A 16,791-nucleotide genomic window follows, 5' to 3' on the forward strand; every position below is an offset into this window, starting at 1 on the left:
CTAAAATTTAAATCTTAAATTTATTATGATTTATTATGAATATTGTTTTTGGTAATAATCTTTATAAGCACCAGAAGTCACATTTTTTAACCAATCTTCATTACTTAAATACCAATTAATCGTTTTTTCTAAACCTTCCTCAAAAGTAACAGAAGGTTTCCATCCTAACTCTTGATTAATTTTTGAAGCATCTATAGCATAACGCAAATCATGTCCTGGTCTATCTTTTACGTAAGTAATTAATTCCTGAGAAATTCCAGCATTTCTGCTTAGTTTTTGATCCATGATTTGGCATAGTAATTTCACCAAATCAATGTTTTTCCATTCGTTAAATCCACCAATATTATAGGTTTCATGATTTTTCCCTTCATGGAAAACTAAATCAATTGCAATTGCATGATCTTCGACAAAAAGCCAGTCACGAGTATAGTTCCCGTCTCCATATACTGGCAAAGGCTTATTATTGATAATATTATTTATAAAAAGCGGAATTAATTTTTCAGGAAAATGATACGATCCATAATTATTAGAACAATTTGTTAATACATATGGTAAGCCGTATGTTTCTCCATAAGCTCTTACAAAATGATCTGAGCTTGCTTTTGATGCAGAATAAGGTGAATTGGGATCATAAGGAGTGGTTTCAGTAAACAACCCTTCCGCACCAAGTGAACCATAGACTTCATCAGTACTAATATGATAAAATCTCTTTCCTTCAAAATTATCTTTCCATTGATTTTTCGCTGCATTTAGCAAATTCATAGTTCCGATAACATTGGTTTTAACAAATGCTAACGGATCTTCGATAGAACGATCAACGTGTGATTCAGCTGCTAAATGCAGAACACCATCAAAATTATGAATCGAAAATAGTTCATTTATAAAAGCTTCATCCACAATGTCGCCTTTCACAAAAGTATAATTAGGTAGATTTTCAATATCTTTTATATTCTCCAAATTTCCGGCATAAGTCAAGGCATCTAAATTAAACACTTGATATTCCGGATATTTATTAACAAAACGTCTCACTACATGTGAACCTATAAAACCTGCACCGCCTGTTACAAGAATCTTTTTCATTTTCAATTTGAATTAATTTAATAAATCTGAATTTATTTTTTCTAACTCACTGTAAATATCTTTTACATCTTGTGAGTTCTCTTTTTGTAGAATTAAATTGGCCGTATCTGTGTAAACAAAAATAGTGTTTTTTAATCCTAGAAAGGTTGTATGTTTTCCAGAACCAATAACCATATTTCCATTCTTATCAACAGGATGATTTTTTGAAACTAAATAATCATAAACTGATTCAAATGATCCTAAATCTGACCATGAAAAAGCGGCAGGAACTACTTTTATTTTTTTACTACGTTCCATTACAGCATAATCAATGCTGATTGATGGAATTTCAAGAGATAAGTCTAAATCTAAAAAACCTTCTTTGCTTTCTTCCCAAACAGCTTTTGATTTTTCATAAACATCTGGCTGAAATTGTTTTAATTCATCAAGCAAAACACCCGCTTTAAAACAAAACATCCCACTATTCCATAAAAAATTACCTTTTGCTATAAATTCCTTCGCCGTAGTTTCATTTGGTTTTTCACGAAAAGAAATTACTTTATCTCCTTTTGCTTCTATATAACCGTAACCAGTTTCAGGTTTTGTTGGAACAACTCCAAATGTTACAATAAAACCTTCCTCTGCTTTAGAAACAGCCTGATCTATCGCATTATTATAATTATCCATTAAATCAATAATATGATCTGATGGTGTCACAATTAATATATCTTCTGGGTCTGACGCAAATGCAGCAAATGCAATTGCAGCGGCAGTATTTCGAGGGGTTGCTTCTACAATATTTATATAAGAAGTTTTGGATTTATCCATTACTTTTCCACTTAAATGATGATTATCAACATTTCCTACCACCATAACTCTATTTACTAAATGATGGTTACGATCCACTGTCATTTCAAATAAAGATTTACCTTCAAAAATTTCCAAATATTGCTTTGGCTGGCTCTTGCGAGAAAGAGGCCATAATCTGCTGCCTACTCCTCCTGTTAAAATTACATGTGTAATTGATTTTTCTGTACTCATCTTTTTCTAAATAAAAAAAGGTTTTTTAACAACTAAAGCCTGTTATCAGCCAAAGTACCTAAAATTCCTTTTACATCGTATAATAAACTATTTGCCTTTTGTAATTCTGAAAATTCTAATTTTAAAAATTCGGCATGCGCTACTCCCAAAACTATAGCATCGAATTTTTCATTAGGAACAGAATTTATAGTTTCTAATTTATATTCTTTTTTGACTTCCTCTTTATTGGCAAGAGGATCAAAAATTGTAACTGTTATTCCGTACTCTTTTAGTGCTTTTATAACATCTACAATTTTTGTGTTTCTAACATCTGGACAATTCTCTTTAAAGGTAATTCCTAGCATTAAAAGATTGGCTCCATTAACTAAAATCCCTTTCTTAATCATCAATTTTACAACTTGTGACGCCACATACTCTCCCATACTATCATTTAAGCGTCGTCCAGCCAAAATTATTTCAGGATGATATCCAAATTCTTGCGCTCTTTGGGCTAAATAATAAGGATCAACACCAATACAATGTCCACCAACTAATCCAGGCTTAAAGGGCAAAAAATTCCATTTTGTTGCTGCAGCTGCCAATACTTCCTGAGTATCAATATTCATTAGATTGAATATTTTAGCCAATTCGTTTACAAAAGCAATATTAATATCTCTTTGTGAATTCTCAATAACCTTTGCTGCTTCGGCCACTTTTATAGTTGGAGCTAAATAAGTTCCTGCAGTAATGACTGATTTATATAAGCTATCAACCTTTAAACCAATTTCGGGCGTCGATCCTGAAGTCACTTTTAAAATCTTTTCAACCGTATGTTCCTTATCGCCAGGATTGATTCTTTCTGGAGAATATCCTGCAAAAAAATCAACATTAAATTTTAACCCAGAGACCCTCTCTAAAACTGGAACACATTGTTCTTCTGTAACACCTGGATAAACAGTTGATTCATAAATTACAATATCTCCTTTTTTAAGAACTTTACCCACTGACTCACTTGATTTATATAGTGGGGTCAAATCTGGGCGATTGTTTTTATCGACTGGAGTTGGCACTGTTATAACATAATAAGTACAATCAGCGATATCATTTAGATCAGTAGTACAGAACAATCCAGTTTCAGCTTTAATATTATCTACCAGTACTTTCTGTAAGTCCTTATCTTCAACTTCTAATGTCGAATCTGTTCCCGATTTTAAACTGACAACTCTGGATTCATTAATATCAAATCCGATAACCGGATATTTTGTAGCAAATAATCGTGCTAAGGGAAGACCAACATAACCTAAACCTATAACAGCTATTTTTATGTTCTCTTTCATTTATAAAATATTAACTTCATTCATAACAACACATGGCTTCGCCTTTCCAAGTCCCATTTTTGTACCTGGCTACCAAAAAGTATATTCTCGGCAAATATAGCATATTAAGTCAATTTATTCAATACGGTTTCCCGTAATACTATAAAACTAAATGATTAAAAAAACGTAAAAAAAACCAAAGTATTACTAATCAGCTTATAAAAAATTACATTATAAAAAAAACAGAAAATAAAATCTCCTTTTAGAGAGATTTTATTTTCTGTTTTTTTTCTTTTAAGAAGACAAAACGCGCTATTTACTTATATTTAATTTTTAATACGCAGCCCAATGATTCCAAAACCAAAATATAATGCGTTTTTGATATTTCCTGAACAATGGTATCCTGATTACTAAATACCCCCGAATCCAGTTTTATTCGATCGCCAACCTGAATCGATGACACTGAAACATCAGCTATATTAGAAGCATTAAGACTTTTCTTTATAACATTTATTTCTTCATCCCGAACAATTGCAGGCTTCCCTAACCAAAATAAATATCGAACCACCCCAGGAATTGTAAAAACAGTATTTCTTTCATTCTCTGATAATTGAACAAAAACATAAGAATTAAAAAGTGGAACTTCAACCTTTTTTTTTCTATCAGACCATTGTTTAATCTGTGTAATTAAGGGACAATAACATTCTATTCCCGCTTGCATAAGCTTTTCTGCAACTTTTTTCTCCCATTTGGGTTTTGTGTAAACTACATACCAATTCATAATTTCCCTTATTGTAATAAAACACTCAAAACCAACATTTCCTTAATTATTCCCTTAAATTTTACTTCAATATATTTTATCTTTTTATGAACCTATACCTTTATAAATAAATCCGATAGCCTCCAGTTCATTCGAATTCAATATATTCCTTCCATCAAAAAGAAATGCCGGCTTATGCATTGAATCATATATTTTTTTCCAATCGTAAGTAGTGAATTCATCCCATTCCGTTAAAATCGCAATAGCATGCGCACCTTTACAAGCTTCATACGCATTATCAAATATCGCTAATGCCTTATTATTTTCCTCAACTGTTCTTGTTTCTAAATAATCTAAATCACTCAACATTTTACTTCTCGACACTTTCGGGTCATACACAGAAATTTTAGCCTGTTCGTTAATTAAATCATCCGCCACATAAATAGCTGCTGACTCACGTGTATCATTAGTATCCTTTTTGAATGCCCAACCTAAAAACGTTATTTTTTTATCAGCCACTGTATTATATAATGTTTGAACAATTTTATTTGAAAATCTTCTTTTCTGGTGATCATTCATTATTATAACCTGCTCCCAATAATCTGCCACTTCACTTAATCCATAAGATTTTGCGATATAAACCAGATTCAAAATATCTTTTTGAAAGCAAGAACCTCCAAAACCTACTGATGCTTTTAAGAATTTTGGTCCAATTCTTGAATCCATTCCTATTGCTCTTGCAACCTCACTTACATCAGCACCAGTTTTTTCACATAATTCCGACATAGCATTAATAGATGAAATTCGCTGTGCCAAAAATGCATTTGCAGTAAGTTTAGACAACTCTGAGGACCAGACATTAGTCGTTAAAATCTTATCTTTATCCACCCAATTTGCATAAACATCAACTAACGCTTCAATTGCTTCCTCGCCTTCAGGGGTTGTATCTCCTCCAATTAAAATCCTATCTGGACTTAATAGATCTGTTACTGCTGTGCCCTCAGCTAAAAATTCGGGATTTGACAATATTTGAAACTGAACACCGTTACCCGTATTATCCAGAATACTTTTAATTGCTTCAGCAGTTCGAACTGGTAAAGTAGATTTCTCCACTACAATTTTATTTTGCTTTGCTACTTTTGCGATTTGTCTGGCACACAATTCAATATATTTTAAATCAGCTGCCATACCTTTCCCTTTACCGTAGGTCTTGGTTGGGGTATTTACAGATATAAAAATTACCTGAGCTTCATCAATTGCTTTATCTACTTCTGTCGAAAAGAAAAGATTTCTACCTCTTGCCTCAGCCACAATTCCTGCAAGACCAGGTTCATAAATTGGTATATTATCTGTATTCGGATCATTCCAATCTTTAATCCTTTGTTCATTCAAATCAACCACAGTGACTTGAATATCCGGGCATTTTTGCGCTATTACGGCCATAGTTGGACCTCCAACATAACCTGCACCAATACAACAAATTTTTGTAATTTTCATCTAATTTACTATTATCTTAATCTTTCCTTTATTTCAAATTATTCCAATACCAACCCACAGCTTCTTTCAATCCTTCCTGCAAAGAATAATTCGGACTATACCCTAGTATTGTATTTGCCTTTTCTATACTTGCCAGTGAATGCGGAATATCACCAACTCTATTTACACCATAAACTATTTCTATATCTGCAATTTTTGCATCAAATTCAGACAAATATTTTTTTAAATATTCAACCAAATTATTTAATGTATTTCGTTCACCAAATGCAGTATTGTATACCGTATTTATTGCCTCTGGATTTTGAGTAGTCATCGCCAATTCATTCATTTGAATCACATTGTCTATGTAAGTAAAGTCTCTTGAATAATCTCCATCACCATTAATGATTGGACTTTCATACTTCATCAACTGCATTACAAACTTTGGAATTACTGCTGCATAAGCCCCTTGTGGATCTTGTTTTCTTCCAAAAACATTAAAATATCGTAATCCGATAGTTTCTAATCCGTATGTTTTACTAAAAATCTCAGCATACAGTTCATTTACATATTTTGTAATAGCATAAGGAGATAATGGTTTACCTATAACATCTTCAACTTTTGGCAATCCTTTAGAGTCACCATATGTTGAAGAACTGGCAGCGTAAACAAACCGTTTTACTTTCGCATCACGAGAAGCAACTAGCATATTTAAAAATCCAGACACATTTACTTCATTTGTGGTTATAGGATCATTAATCGATCTTGGAACCGAGCCAAGAGCAGCCTGATGCAAAACATAATCAACTCCTACAACTGCTAAGGAACAATCTTCAAAATTTCTTATATCTCCTTCAATTAATTTAAAGTTTGAATCACTTATAAAATCTTTTAGATTATGATGATGACCTGTTGAAAAATTATCCAAACAAATCACTTTGTGCCCTAATCCTAAAAAATACTCACATAAATTTGAACCAATAAAGCCAGCCCCCCCAGTAATTAGAATTGTATTTTGAGTTGATTCTTTCATTACTTCAAATTATTTTTTATTGAATTTATTTAAAATAGTTTTCCATAGACTTAATTTGCCATCTTCATCATGATATCCGTTTGAATATGTTCCATAACCATAGCCGTAGCCAGATCCGTACTTAGCTTTATTTTCATAACCATTAAAAACAATACTGGCATTATTAAGCTCACCTCTTTTGATTCTTGTATTTAACAACGATATCATATCTTTTTTAGTATAATTCTGCCTTACTATATACAAGGTAACATCGGCATATTGAGCCAGTTCAATTGCATCAGAAACCAATCCAACCGGAGGTGTATCTAAAATTATATAGTCATATTTCAACTTCAGCTCATCTATTAATTCTTTCATCGCATCACTTAAAATAAGCTCAGAAGGATTTGGTGGGATTGGTCCTGAAAGAATAACATCAAGATTTGCAATTTGAGTTGCATTGGTAATTTCATCTAAACTATTCTGCTTAATTAAATAATTTACTACACCTACCGAATTCTTTAAATTAAATTCATCTGCTAGTCTTGGTTTTCTTAGGTCCAGACCAATAATAACTGTTTTCTTTTCACTCAAAGCAAAAACAGTTGCAATATTGATGGAACAAAATGTTTTTCCTTCTCCACTTATAGAAGAAGTAATCATTAACGTCTTAGAACCACTAACCTGTTGTTTTTTATATAAAAATTGCAAGGACGAACGAATGGTCCTAAAACCTTCAGAAAGTACTGACTTAGGCTTATCAAATACAGCCAGACTCCTATTATCCTTATTAACACCGATAACACCAATTAACGGAATTTGGGTCAACTTACTTATATCGTCAGTATTCTGAATTGAATTATTAATAAAGAAAATACCAAAGACAAACAACAATGGAATCAACAAACCGAGAAACAAAGCTAAAACATAATTTACTGAAGTTTTAGGTCCTATTAAACCACCTCCAATATCTTTAGCCGGATCTATAAAGTGTATGTCAGATAAATTAGACGCTTTTACGATTTCTGCTTCATTTCGTTTTTGAAGAAATTCAGTATAAATATTATCATTTAGGTCGTACTTTCTTTTGATCTTCAACAATTCCTGCTGCTCTTCAGGAAGCCTTTTTACTGTATTTTCTGCCTGACCAATTTTAGCATTTACCAGAGACAAATCATACAACAATGAAGCTTTTGCAGAGGCTATATTCTCTAACAATACGCTTTTAACAGCCTGCATCTGATTATCAAAATCTTTAAAAATCTTTTCGCTTTTTACTGCATATGCCATTTCAGATCTTTGTGTTGAAAGCGCTATAAGTTTTGAGACACTGGCTACAATATTAGGATCTTCAATTCCCGCAACTGAAGGAGCTGGTAATCTTGAATAATCAACACTGTTATTCAAATACATTTTTAAGGAATTATAGTAAGCTATCTTTCTGGAAACCTGATCTTTCTCTACATCAAAATCCATAATTTTATCAGAAAACTTAGCACCACCACCTTCTATTTCGTAGATATTTTTATCCTTTCTAAATGATTTTAACTCATTACCCGTTTCTTTTAATTGCGATTCCATAGCAACAAGTGTACTATCAATGAATCGTATTGTATTAGTAGCAAACTGATTTTTACCATCAAGCTGAATTTTGATCAACATTTTCACTGTCGCATTCAAATATTCAACCATTCGGGCTTTGTTTGTTCCCTGCATTCCTAATGTCAATATCGAACCTCCTTTATCGTCAGAATCAATATTTATTCCTTTATAACGTGAAACTGTTCCATCAAAATCATTAAATCTTACAAAGTATTCATTTCCATTATAAATTCCAGGATTGTCATTAATCTGTAATTTCCAATTTAGAAACGGAAGTAATACCCGTTCTCCAACTTTGTATTTTTTCACAAACTCTACAGGCTGAACGGCCGTATTGGAATATGAATTATCGGAATAGTTAATTAATGAAACTGAATTATTTTCAAATGGAATTCGAATTTCATATTCATTAGGACTTAAAAATCTGATGCTTATTAAAACATTAGCAAGCTGACCTTTCGATTTATCTATATCAACATAAAAAGGAACTGCACCATAGGAATCTACCAAATTATATTTCCCTTGCGTTAGATAATCAATATAATATTGTAGCTTACTAACAACTAATTCGTTATGTGATCTTGATTGTAATATTGTTGAGATTCCGTTTACCTGATCCGAAATTCCTCCCCAATTAAAAACTAAGCTTGTATTAGATGTAAAAAACGGGTTACTTTCTTCCTTTATCGAAATCATTGTTTGCATTCCGTAGATCTTTTCTTTACGGATATTTACCTGATAAGCTATAGTAAATGCAATGATTAAACTAACTAAAAACCATTTCCAGTAACTAAGAATTTTTAATATAAATCCTTTAAAATCAAAATTTGAATGATTTTCAAAAATGGAAAAATCTTTTATATCTAACATTATTTGAATTTACTTTAGTTTTTGATAATTAAATACACTGTTGTTGCCAATGACAATAAGGTAATTATAGTACCGATTGACTGAATTCCAGTTTGTCCCGTTCCCCAAGTTTTCTGTCTCAGTGGTTTTACGTAAATATAATCGTTAGGCTGTAAATAATAATAAGGAGATTTCATCACATTTGCATCTGTAAGATCAATTTCATTCATTTGAACGCCAGTTGGAGTTTGACGAACTATCATCACTGCTTTTCTATTACCAACAGTAGTTATATCTCCAGCATTAGCAACGGCTTCCATAATATTAACATGTGACTGAAATAATGTTTTTGTTCCTGTGCTTCCAACTTCACCATTTATTGTGTATCTGAACCCAGCGAGTTTTACTGTTACGAAAACATTTGCTTCGCTTTTAAAATATTCTTCTAGCAATTTTTTCTCAATTATACCCCTCACTTCTTCCAGAGTATAACCAATAACATTTATTTCTCCTAATATTGGCATTCTAATATTACCGTGATCATCGACAGTGAATCCATCAAAATACAAAGCCGATTCAGATTTTGCCGTTGTCGCACTTTCTGTTGTATTAAAAATCGAAACCAGTTTTGGATCAATTGCCTTTATATTAATACTTATAACATCATTTACCTGCAATCTGTATGGTTTAGATTCAACAGCAGAAATCGTATTTTGCTCACCTGTATTATTTTTATCCTGCAAATACCAAAGATCCTTTACAGGGATACAAGATGTAAAAAGCATACTAACTACTAGTAACATATAAAAGCCGTTCTTTGTCATTATTAAAAAATTTATCGCAAATATAGCTTTTCCTTTAACTTTCAGGAAATCTAACTTTTATTTGATCTTATTTAGTTGTTTTTGAAAGTTTTTTCAAACGGAACACGATGTAAAATACTTCTTCCGAGCGTAATTTCGTCAGCATACTCTAATTCATCACCAACAGCAATTCCTCTTGCAATTGTAGAAATTATTATCTCTGATTCAGCAATTTGTTTGTAAATATAAAAATTTGTGGTATCACCTTCCATAGTCGAACTAAGTGCAAAAATAATTTCTATTACCTTTCCACCTTTCACCTTTTCAACCAAACTGGAGATATTTAACTGACTTGGCCCAACTCCTTCAATTGGCGATATTTTACCACCTAAAACATGATAAATCCCCCTATATTGACCCGTATTTTCAATAGCCATTACATCACGAATATCTTCAACTACACAAATAGTCTGATGATTTCGGGTTGTATTTGCACAAATTTCACAAACTTTTGTATCCGAAATATTATGGCAACTTTCGCAAAATTTAATATCTTCCCGCATATTTAATAATGCCTGCGACAAAAAACCAGTTTGTTCTTTCGGTTGCTTTAACAAATGAAGAACCAATCGCAATGCCGTACGTTTACCAATTCCAGGTAATTGAGACATTTCGTTAACCGCTTTTTCAATTAATTTTGATGAAAATTCCATGACGACAAAAGTAATACTTTAATGTTTCTTTTAAGCCCAGATAGTCCCGAAACATCAAGGGAAAATCTTTTTTGCTTTTGCTGCCAAAAACAAAAAAACTTCATCTTGTTTTAATTCAATTGCATTTCTGCAAAAATTCGTTTGAAATGGGTAACGGGATTGATTCTAAAAAAATTAATACTGATTAGTAGCCAATAGAACCAAAGTACAAGCAACTTCAGATTTAATATTATTCAGCTCTAACAATTGATATAATTCTGGATTTTCGGTTCCAGGATTAAAAACAACTCTTTTTGGCTGTGACTCGATAATATAATTATAATAATCACGCTGACGGGCAGGATTTAAATATAAAGTTACAGTGTCTATATTTTTTACTGGAATTGCTTTCGTTTGAATTTTCACCCCGGCAACCTCACCAGTATTTTGACCAATTGCTAATACTGTATGTCCTTTTTGAACCAACATATTTATAGCTCTGTATGCGTAGCGATCTGGTTTTGTAGTAGCTCCCAGAACTAAAGTTTTCTTATTTTTCATTATTTTAGAATATATTACAAAAGTAATCAAAAAGAATGAGCTTAGTTTTGTTATTAATGTAGAATTGGTGTAATAAAAAACAATATCCTAACATGAATTTACTTTACACAATTAAAAATTATCTATTTTTACAGTACTAACCCAAACTCTATGGATCTTTTTATTTATCTATTTGCCGCCCTTTTTTCCGTTTTGAATCCTATTGGAACTGTCCCTATTTTTGTCGGACTTACTCAACATGATTCTCAAAAAGAACGCTCCCGTATTTCATTATGGACCGCAATTAACGTTTTTATTATTTTAATTGTCTCTTATTTTATTGGTCAATATGTTCTGACTTTTTTCGGAATCAGCATCGATGCACTTCGAATTGCCGGTGGAATAATAATTGTAAACTCAGGTTTCTCCTTACTATCTGGAAAATTTAATAAAAAACGCGGAATCAATAAAAAGATTGAAAACGAGGTGCAACAGCGAAATGACATAGCTTTAACACCATTAGCCATTCCGATGCTTGCTGGCCCAGGATCTATATCATTGTTAATCGCTTTTTACCAGGAACATCATGAAACGGAAGAAATAATAGTTTCTTCATTAGCTATTTTGGCAATTGCTGTCGCTATTTTTGCTATTTTAAAAAGTGCTCATTATTTAGCAAGAATACTTGGTGCTTCAGGAATTGTTGCAATTTCCAGAATTGTTGGATTTATTGTAATTTCAATCGGTATTCAATATATCGTAAGTTCAATCATCAACATTATCAAAGGAAATCTGATGTAGATCATTTTAACTTCCATATAAACAAAAAGGGATAAAACGTATGGTTTTATCCCTTTTTTATAATCTATAATTTCTTTTAATTTCTTGGTAAAAATACTTCAGCCATCATACATCTTGCACTTCCTCCTCCACAAGCTTCAATAGTATCTAAACTTGAGCTTAAAATTTCAGCATGATTTTCTAGTTGAGCAATTTGTTTTGGTGTCAAACTTTGGTGAGCGGATGCGCTCATCACAATATATTTTTTATCATTTGCACCTCGAACTTCTAACATATTTCCTGCGAAATTATTCACCTGTGCTTCCGTAATCAAAATAATCTCTTTTTTATCTGCTTTTAAATTTTCAAGAACCATTTTACGTTCTTTTTTATCATCTATGCAATCTGCACAGATTACAGCAAAAGTCTCTCCCAAACACATCATTACATTTGTGTGATAAATCAATTTACGTTCCCCATCCACAGTTTGAAATGCTTCAAAAATTACAGGCGCATAATCAAAATCTTCACAAAACTCAATAAATAATTCTTCGTCAGCACGTGGAGACAAGGCACAATATGCTTTTGCATTGGCGCGATCTAAAAGTAAACTTCCCGTTCCTTCTAAGAAAAACCCATCTTCTTCAGCCGATGTATAATCCATGATGTTAGATATCTCAAAACCTTTCTCTTCAAGAGTATCCAAAATATCCTCGCGACGTTCCTGACGACGATTTTCAGCAAACATTGGATAAAGAGCTACATCTCCATTTTCATGAAAAGAAACCCAGTTATTTGGAAAAATACTATCCGGAGTATCAGTCTCTAAATTATCGTCAATAACTGTAACGTCAACCCCAACTGCTCTTAATTTTTCAACGAAAGTATCAAATTCTTGTTGTGCTTTGGCATTAACCGTACTTGGTAAAAGTCCGTCTAATACTTTTTGGTAATAATTATTTACTGCAGTTTGCTCGTTCATCCTAAAAGCAACTGGACGAATCATTACGATTGCATTTGTTGTTTGTTGCATAATCTATATATTTTTGTCTCAGGTTTCAAATTGTAGCATTTTAATATCTAAAAAACCCTATTTTTTTTAATCTCTAATTAATGGTAAAGTAGAACATCTCAGCAAACCTTCCTGCTTTGCAATTTCAGCATATGGAATTTCTTCAACAGTAAAACCATTTGCACGAAGCCAATTGTTCAGACGGGTAAAATTCTTCTCAGAAACCACTACATTTTCATCTATTGAAAAGACATTTGAAAACATATTATACATTTCGTTTCTTTCAATATGAAATAGATTTTCTTTTCCAAAAAGATTTACCAAATAAAGATAATCAGCCTCTTCACGGAAACCTCTTTTATAGATTATTCCTTTATCTTTTCCAACAGGTTGAAAACAACAGTCTAAGTGCAAAGCATTGTCACGAGCTTCTAATTTAGATTTCACCAGATCAAATTCTTTGACAATTTTATTAGGAAATAATTCTTTAATATAATTTACACCGTGCATATTAGTTCTTGCAGTGATGTAATCTTTATAATCACTTCCTTTATAAGTTCCGATAAAAATATGATCATTCCAAAGCATTACATCTCCACCTTCAATATGAACTTCTTCGGGAGGGCGAACTACTTTTAGAGGATCAATTTGATCAATTACGTATTGAATTGCATCTAATTCACGTTCTCTGTCAGGCAAAATATTTGATTTTACAAAAACATCATCAATTACAAAACCAATATCTCTTGCGAATATTTGATTGTAATTTTCAATCATTTCCGGACGATACACGGTTACATCATATTTTTGAAAAACAGCATTAAATGCATTCATTTCAACAACCATATCTTCTTCAACAGGATAAGTTCCTGCCTTAATATGTTCCAATGATTTGGGATCGTAGGCTTCATCTATAGATGGAGTTGGCCCATTATGAACGGCTGAACCCAAAACTACTGCACGCAGTCTTGAAGTTTCGTTCTTTATATTTAATTGCAACATAACTCTATTATATTTTGAGCAAATATAAAAAAAGCTTCACAGTTAAGTGAAGCTTTAAAGTTATTTTATTTATTAGGCTTAAACTCTCTCAAAGGATGCCCTGTATAAATTTGTCTAGGTCTTCCAATTGGTTCTTTGTTTTCACGCATTTCTTTCCATTGTGCGATCCAACCTGGCAATCTTCCAATAGCAAACATCACTGTAAACATATCAGTCGGAATTCCTAATGCTCTATAAATAATTCCAGAATAGAAATCTACGTTTGGATATAAGTTTCTTGATTTGAAGTAATCATCCTCAAGAGCTGCCGCTTCTAATTTTTTAGCAATTTCCAAAATTGGATCATTAACACCCAAAGTCTCTAATACTTCTTTAGCTGCTTTTTTGATAATTTTAGCTCTTGGATCAAAGTTTTTATAAACTCTGTGACCAAATCCCATCAAACGGAAAGGATCATTTTTATCTTTTGCTTTCGCTAAAAATTTATCCGTATCTCCACCATCTTTATTGATCTCTTCTAACATTTCAAGCACCGCCTGATTTGCTCCACCGTGAAGTGGTCCCCAAAGCGCAGAAACTCCTGCAGAGATTGAAGCAAATAAGCCTGCGTGAGATGAACCAACCATTCTTACTGTTGAAGTAGAACAGTTTTGTTCGTGATCGGCATGAAGAATAAACAATTTATCTAATGCATCTATAACAACCGGACTTGCTTTGTAAGGCCCAGTAGGCAATTGAAACATTAATTGCATAAAGTTTTCTACATATCCTTTTGTATTGTCATAATAGTTCAACGGATAGCCCATTGATTTTCTGTATGTCCATGTAGCAATTACAAGGAATTTTGCCATTGTTTTACAAATAGCCTCGTACATTTCTTTTTCGTTATCAACATTTACTGCTTTTGGATTAAATGCAGTTAAAGCACTTGTCAAAGCAGATAAAACTCCCATTGGGTGAGCTGTTTTTGGAAATCCGTCAATGATATTTTTCATTTCTTCGTTTACCAAAGTATGTTTTTTAATATCATTTTCAAATTGCTCTAATTGTTGAGTCGTTGGCAGTTCACCAAAAATCAAAAGATAAGAAACTTCTAAGAAACTTGCTTTTTCAGCCAGATCTTCGATTGAATACCCTCTGTAACGCAAGATTCCTAATTCTCCATCTAAGAAGGTAATTTCACTTTTGCAAGAACCAGAATTTTTGTAACCAGGATCAATTGTAATAACACCAGTTAAATCACGTAATTTGTTAATATCGATAGCTGATTCATTTTCGCTCCCTGTAATAACCGGAAGCTCAATTTTTTGACCATCTACTTCTAATGTAGCTATTTTTGACATAATATATCGGAAATAAATCTTTAAAATAATAATTTATCAAATCTAAGGAATTTAAGACTAATTAAAAAAGGAATACTGCTATGAATTTGTTAAAACTCCAAAAAAAAACCACCCATTAAAAAATGGATGGTTTAAATCTATATATAACCTTACAATTATTTAATCTTGAAAGCTTTTAACCCTGGAAAACAAGCAGTACTTCCTAATTCTTCTTCAATTCTTAATAATTGATTGTATTTTGCCATACGATCAGAACGAGAAGCAGAACCTGTTTTAATTTGACCACAGTTTAAAGCAACAGCTAAATCTGCAATAGTATTATCTTCTGTCTCTCCAGAACGGTGAGACATTACTGAAGTATAACCCGCATTCTTAGCCATATTTACAGCAGCAATCGTTTCAGTCAAAGTTCCAATTTGGTTCACTTTTACTAAAATTGAATTTGCAATTCCTTTTTCAATACCAGTAGATAAACGCTCAACGTTAGTAACAAATAAATCATCACCAACTAATTGTACTTTATCTCCAATTTTATCTGTTAAGTATTTCCATCCATTCCAGTCATCTTCATACATACCATCTTCGATAGAAATAATTGGATACTTAGCAGCAAGTTCAGCTAAATAATCAGCTTGCTCTTCAGAAGTTCTGATTTTTCCAGTTTCACCTTCAAATTTAGTATAATCGTATTTACCATTTACATAAAACTCAGAAGCAGCACAGTCAAGAGCGATCATAATTTCGTCACCGAAAGAATATCCTGCTTTTTCAACTGCTAATTTAATAGTATCTAAAGCGTCTTCAGTACCACCAGCTAAATTTGGTGCAAAACCACCTTCGTCACCTACAGCAGTACTCAAACCTCTGTCGTGTAATACTTTTTTCAAACTGTGAAAAATTTCAGTTCCCATTTGCATAGCATGTGTAAATGAAGTTGCCTTTACAGGGAAAATCATAAACTCCTGGAATGCAATAGGCGCATCAGAGTGAGAACCACCATTGATGATATTCATCATTGGAACTGGTAATGTATTAGCAGAAACTCCACCAACGTATCTGTACAATGGCAATCCAAGCTCGTTAGCAGCAGCTTTAGCGGCAGCCAAAGAAACTCCTAAAATAGCATTAGCTCCTAATTTAGATTTATTAGCCGTTCCGTCTAAATCAATCATTAATTGATCGATAGTGTTTTGTTCAAAAACAGAAGTTCCAACTAATTCTTCAGCAATAACAGTATTTACATTATTCACTGCATTCAAAACTCCTTTTCCTAGAAATGCTTTTCCTCCGTCACGTAATTCAACAGCTTCATGTTCTCCTGTTGACGCCCCAGAAGGAACAGCTGCTCTACCTAGAACACCATTTTCTGTAACTACATCAACTTCAATAGTAGGATTACCTCTGGAATCAAAAATTTGTCTTGCGTGAACTTTAATTATAATACTCATTATTTTTGCTTTTTTATTAATAAATTATATTTTTTTTTCGAAATTATAAAAATATTTAATAGTAAAAACATATTCTC

At 32.4% G+C, this 16,791-nt stretch carries 15 protein-coding genes; 1 reads left to right on the top strand and 14 read right to left on the bottom strand.

Annotated features, from left to right (window positions below; all coding sequences use genetic code 11):
* Nucleotides 1–33: 33 nt before the first annotated feature.
* From rfbB to BUA98_RS17975, 10 genes are all read right to left on the bottom strand, one after another.
* Nucleotides 34–1,080 (bottom strand): dTDP-glucose 4,6-dehydratase, encoded by a 1,047-nt coding sequence (rfbB, locus tag BUA98_RS17930; protein ID WP_072974779.1) that lies wholly within the window; start codon nucleotides 1,078–1,080, stop codon nucleotides 34–36.
* A 12-nt stretch (nucleotides 1,081–1,092) separates the two neighbouring features.
* A complete protein-coding gene (locus BUA98_RS17935) occupies nucleotides 1,093–2,100 on the bottom strand; it encodes a mannose-1-phosphate guanylyltransferase (protein WP_072974780.1) in 1,008 nt (335 codons plus the stop codon).
* A 32-nt stretch (nucleotides 2,101–2,132) separates the two neighbouring features.
* A complete protein-coding gene (locus BUA98_RS17940; RefSeq protein ID WP_072974782.1) occupies nucleotides 2,133–3,416 on the bottom strand; it encodes a nucleotide sugar dehydrogenase in 1,284 nt (427 codons plus the stop codon).
* 295 nt (nucleotides 3,417–3,711) lie between these two features.
* Nucleotides 3,712–4,176: a UpxY family transcription antiterminator gene (locus BUA98_RS17945; RefSeq protein ID WP_072974784.1), complete on the bottom strand. Its 465-nt coding sequence runs from the start codon at nucleotides 4,174–4,176 to the stop codon at nucleotides 3,712–3,714.
* An 84-nt stretch (nucleotides 4,177–4,260) separates the two neighbouring features.
* A complete protein-coding gene (locus BUA98_RS17950) occupies nucleotides 4,261–5,652 on the bottom strand; it encodes a UDP-glucose 6-dehydrogenase (protein ID WP_072974786.1) in 1,392 nt (463 codons plus the stop codon).
* Between the two features lie 28 nt (nucleotides 5,653–5,680).
* Nucleotides 5,681–6,664 (bottom strand): SDR family oxidoreductase, encoded by a 984-nt coding sequence (locus BUA98_RS17955; RefSeq protein ID WP_072974787.1) that lies wholly within the window; start codon nucleotides 6,662–6,664, stop codon nucleotides 5,681–5,683.
* Between the two features lie 9 nt (nucleotides 6,665–6,673).
* Nucleotides 6,674–9,115 (bottom strand): polysaccharide biosynthesis tyrosine autokinase, encoded by a 2,442-nt coding sequence (locus BUA98_RS17960; protein ID WP_072974789.1) that lies wholly within the window; start codon nucleotides 9,113–9,115, stop codon nucleotides 6,674–6,676.
* Between the two features lie 14 nt (nucleotides 9,116–9,129).
* On the bottom strand, nucleotides 9,130–9,918 hold the full coding sequence (locus tag BUA98_RS17965) for a polysaccharide biosynthesis/export family protein (RefSeq protein WP_072974791.1): 789 nt from the start codon (nucleotides 9,916–9,918) through the stop codon (nucleotides 9,130–9,132).
* Between the two features lie 71 nt (nucleotides 9,919–9,989).
* Entirely contained in the window at nucleotides 9,990–10,610 is a 621-nt protein-coding gene (gene recR, locus BUA98_RS17970) for a recombination mediator RecR (protein ID WP_072974792.1), read from the bottom strand.
* Between the two features lie 174 nt (nucleotides 10,611–10,784).
* Entirely contained in the window at nucleotides 10,785–11,150 is a 366-nt protein-coding gene (locus tag BUA98_RS17975) for a CoA-binding protein (RefSeq protein ID WP_072974794.1), read from the bottom strand.
* Between the two features lie 150 nt (nucleotides 11,151–11,300).
* On the opposite strand from BUA98_RS17975, the gene BUA98_RS17980 reads away from it, so the two are divergent.
* Nucleotides 11,301–11,930, top strand: coding sequence for a MarC family NAAT transporter (locus tag BUA98_RS17980; protein ID WP_072974795.1), 630 nt, complete (start codon nucleotides 11,301–11,303; stop codon nucleotides 11,928–11,930).
* Nucleotides 11,931–12,006: 76 nt separating this feature from the next.
* On the opposite strand, the gene ctlX is transcribed toward BUA98_RS17980, so the two are convergent.
* The 4 genes from ctlX to eno all read right to left on the bottom strand — a co-directional run bounded on the left by ctlX (nucleotide 12,007) and on the right by eno (nucleotide 16,714).
* Nucleotides 12,007–12,942 carry a citrulline utilization hydrolase CtlX gene (gene ctlX / locus BUA98_RS17985; protein WP_072974797.1) on the bottom strand — a complete coding sequence of 312 codons (936 nt, stop codon included), beginning with the start codon at nucleotides 12,940–12,942 and terminating at the stop codon, nucleotides 12,007–12,009.
* Nucleotides 12,943–13,008: 66 nt separating this feature from the next.
* On the bottom strand, nucleotides 13,009–13,923 hold the full coding sequence (locus BUA98_RS17990; protein ID WP_072974798.1) for a dimethylarginine dimethylaminohydrolase family protein: 915 nt from the start codon (nucleotides 13,921–13,923) through the stop codon (nucleotides 13,009–13,011).
* 65 nt (nucleotides 13,924–13,988) lie between these two features.
* Complete coding sequence (locus BUA98_RS17995; RefSeq protein ID WP_072974800.1) at nucleotides 13,989–15,266, bottom strand: citrate synthase; 1,278 nt, start codon at nucleotides 15,264–15,266, stop codon at nucleotides 13,989–13,991.
* A 155-nt stretch (nucleotides 15,267–15,421) separates the two neighbouring features.
* On the bottom strand, nucleotides 15,422–16,714 hold the full coding sequence (gene eno / locus BUA98_RS18000) for a phosphopyruvate hydratase (protein WP_072974802.1): 1,293 nt from the start codon (nucleotides 16,712–16,714) through the stop codon (nucleotides 15,422–15,424).
* Nucleotides 16,715–16,791: the final 77 nt, after the last annotated feature.

The sequence above is a fragment of the Flavobacterium saccharophilum genome (genome assembly GCF_900142735.1).
Classification (GTDB): Bacteria; Bacteroidota; Bacteroidia; order Flavobacteriales; family Flavobacteriaceae; genus Flavobacterium; species Flavobacterium saccharophilum.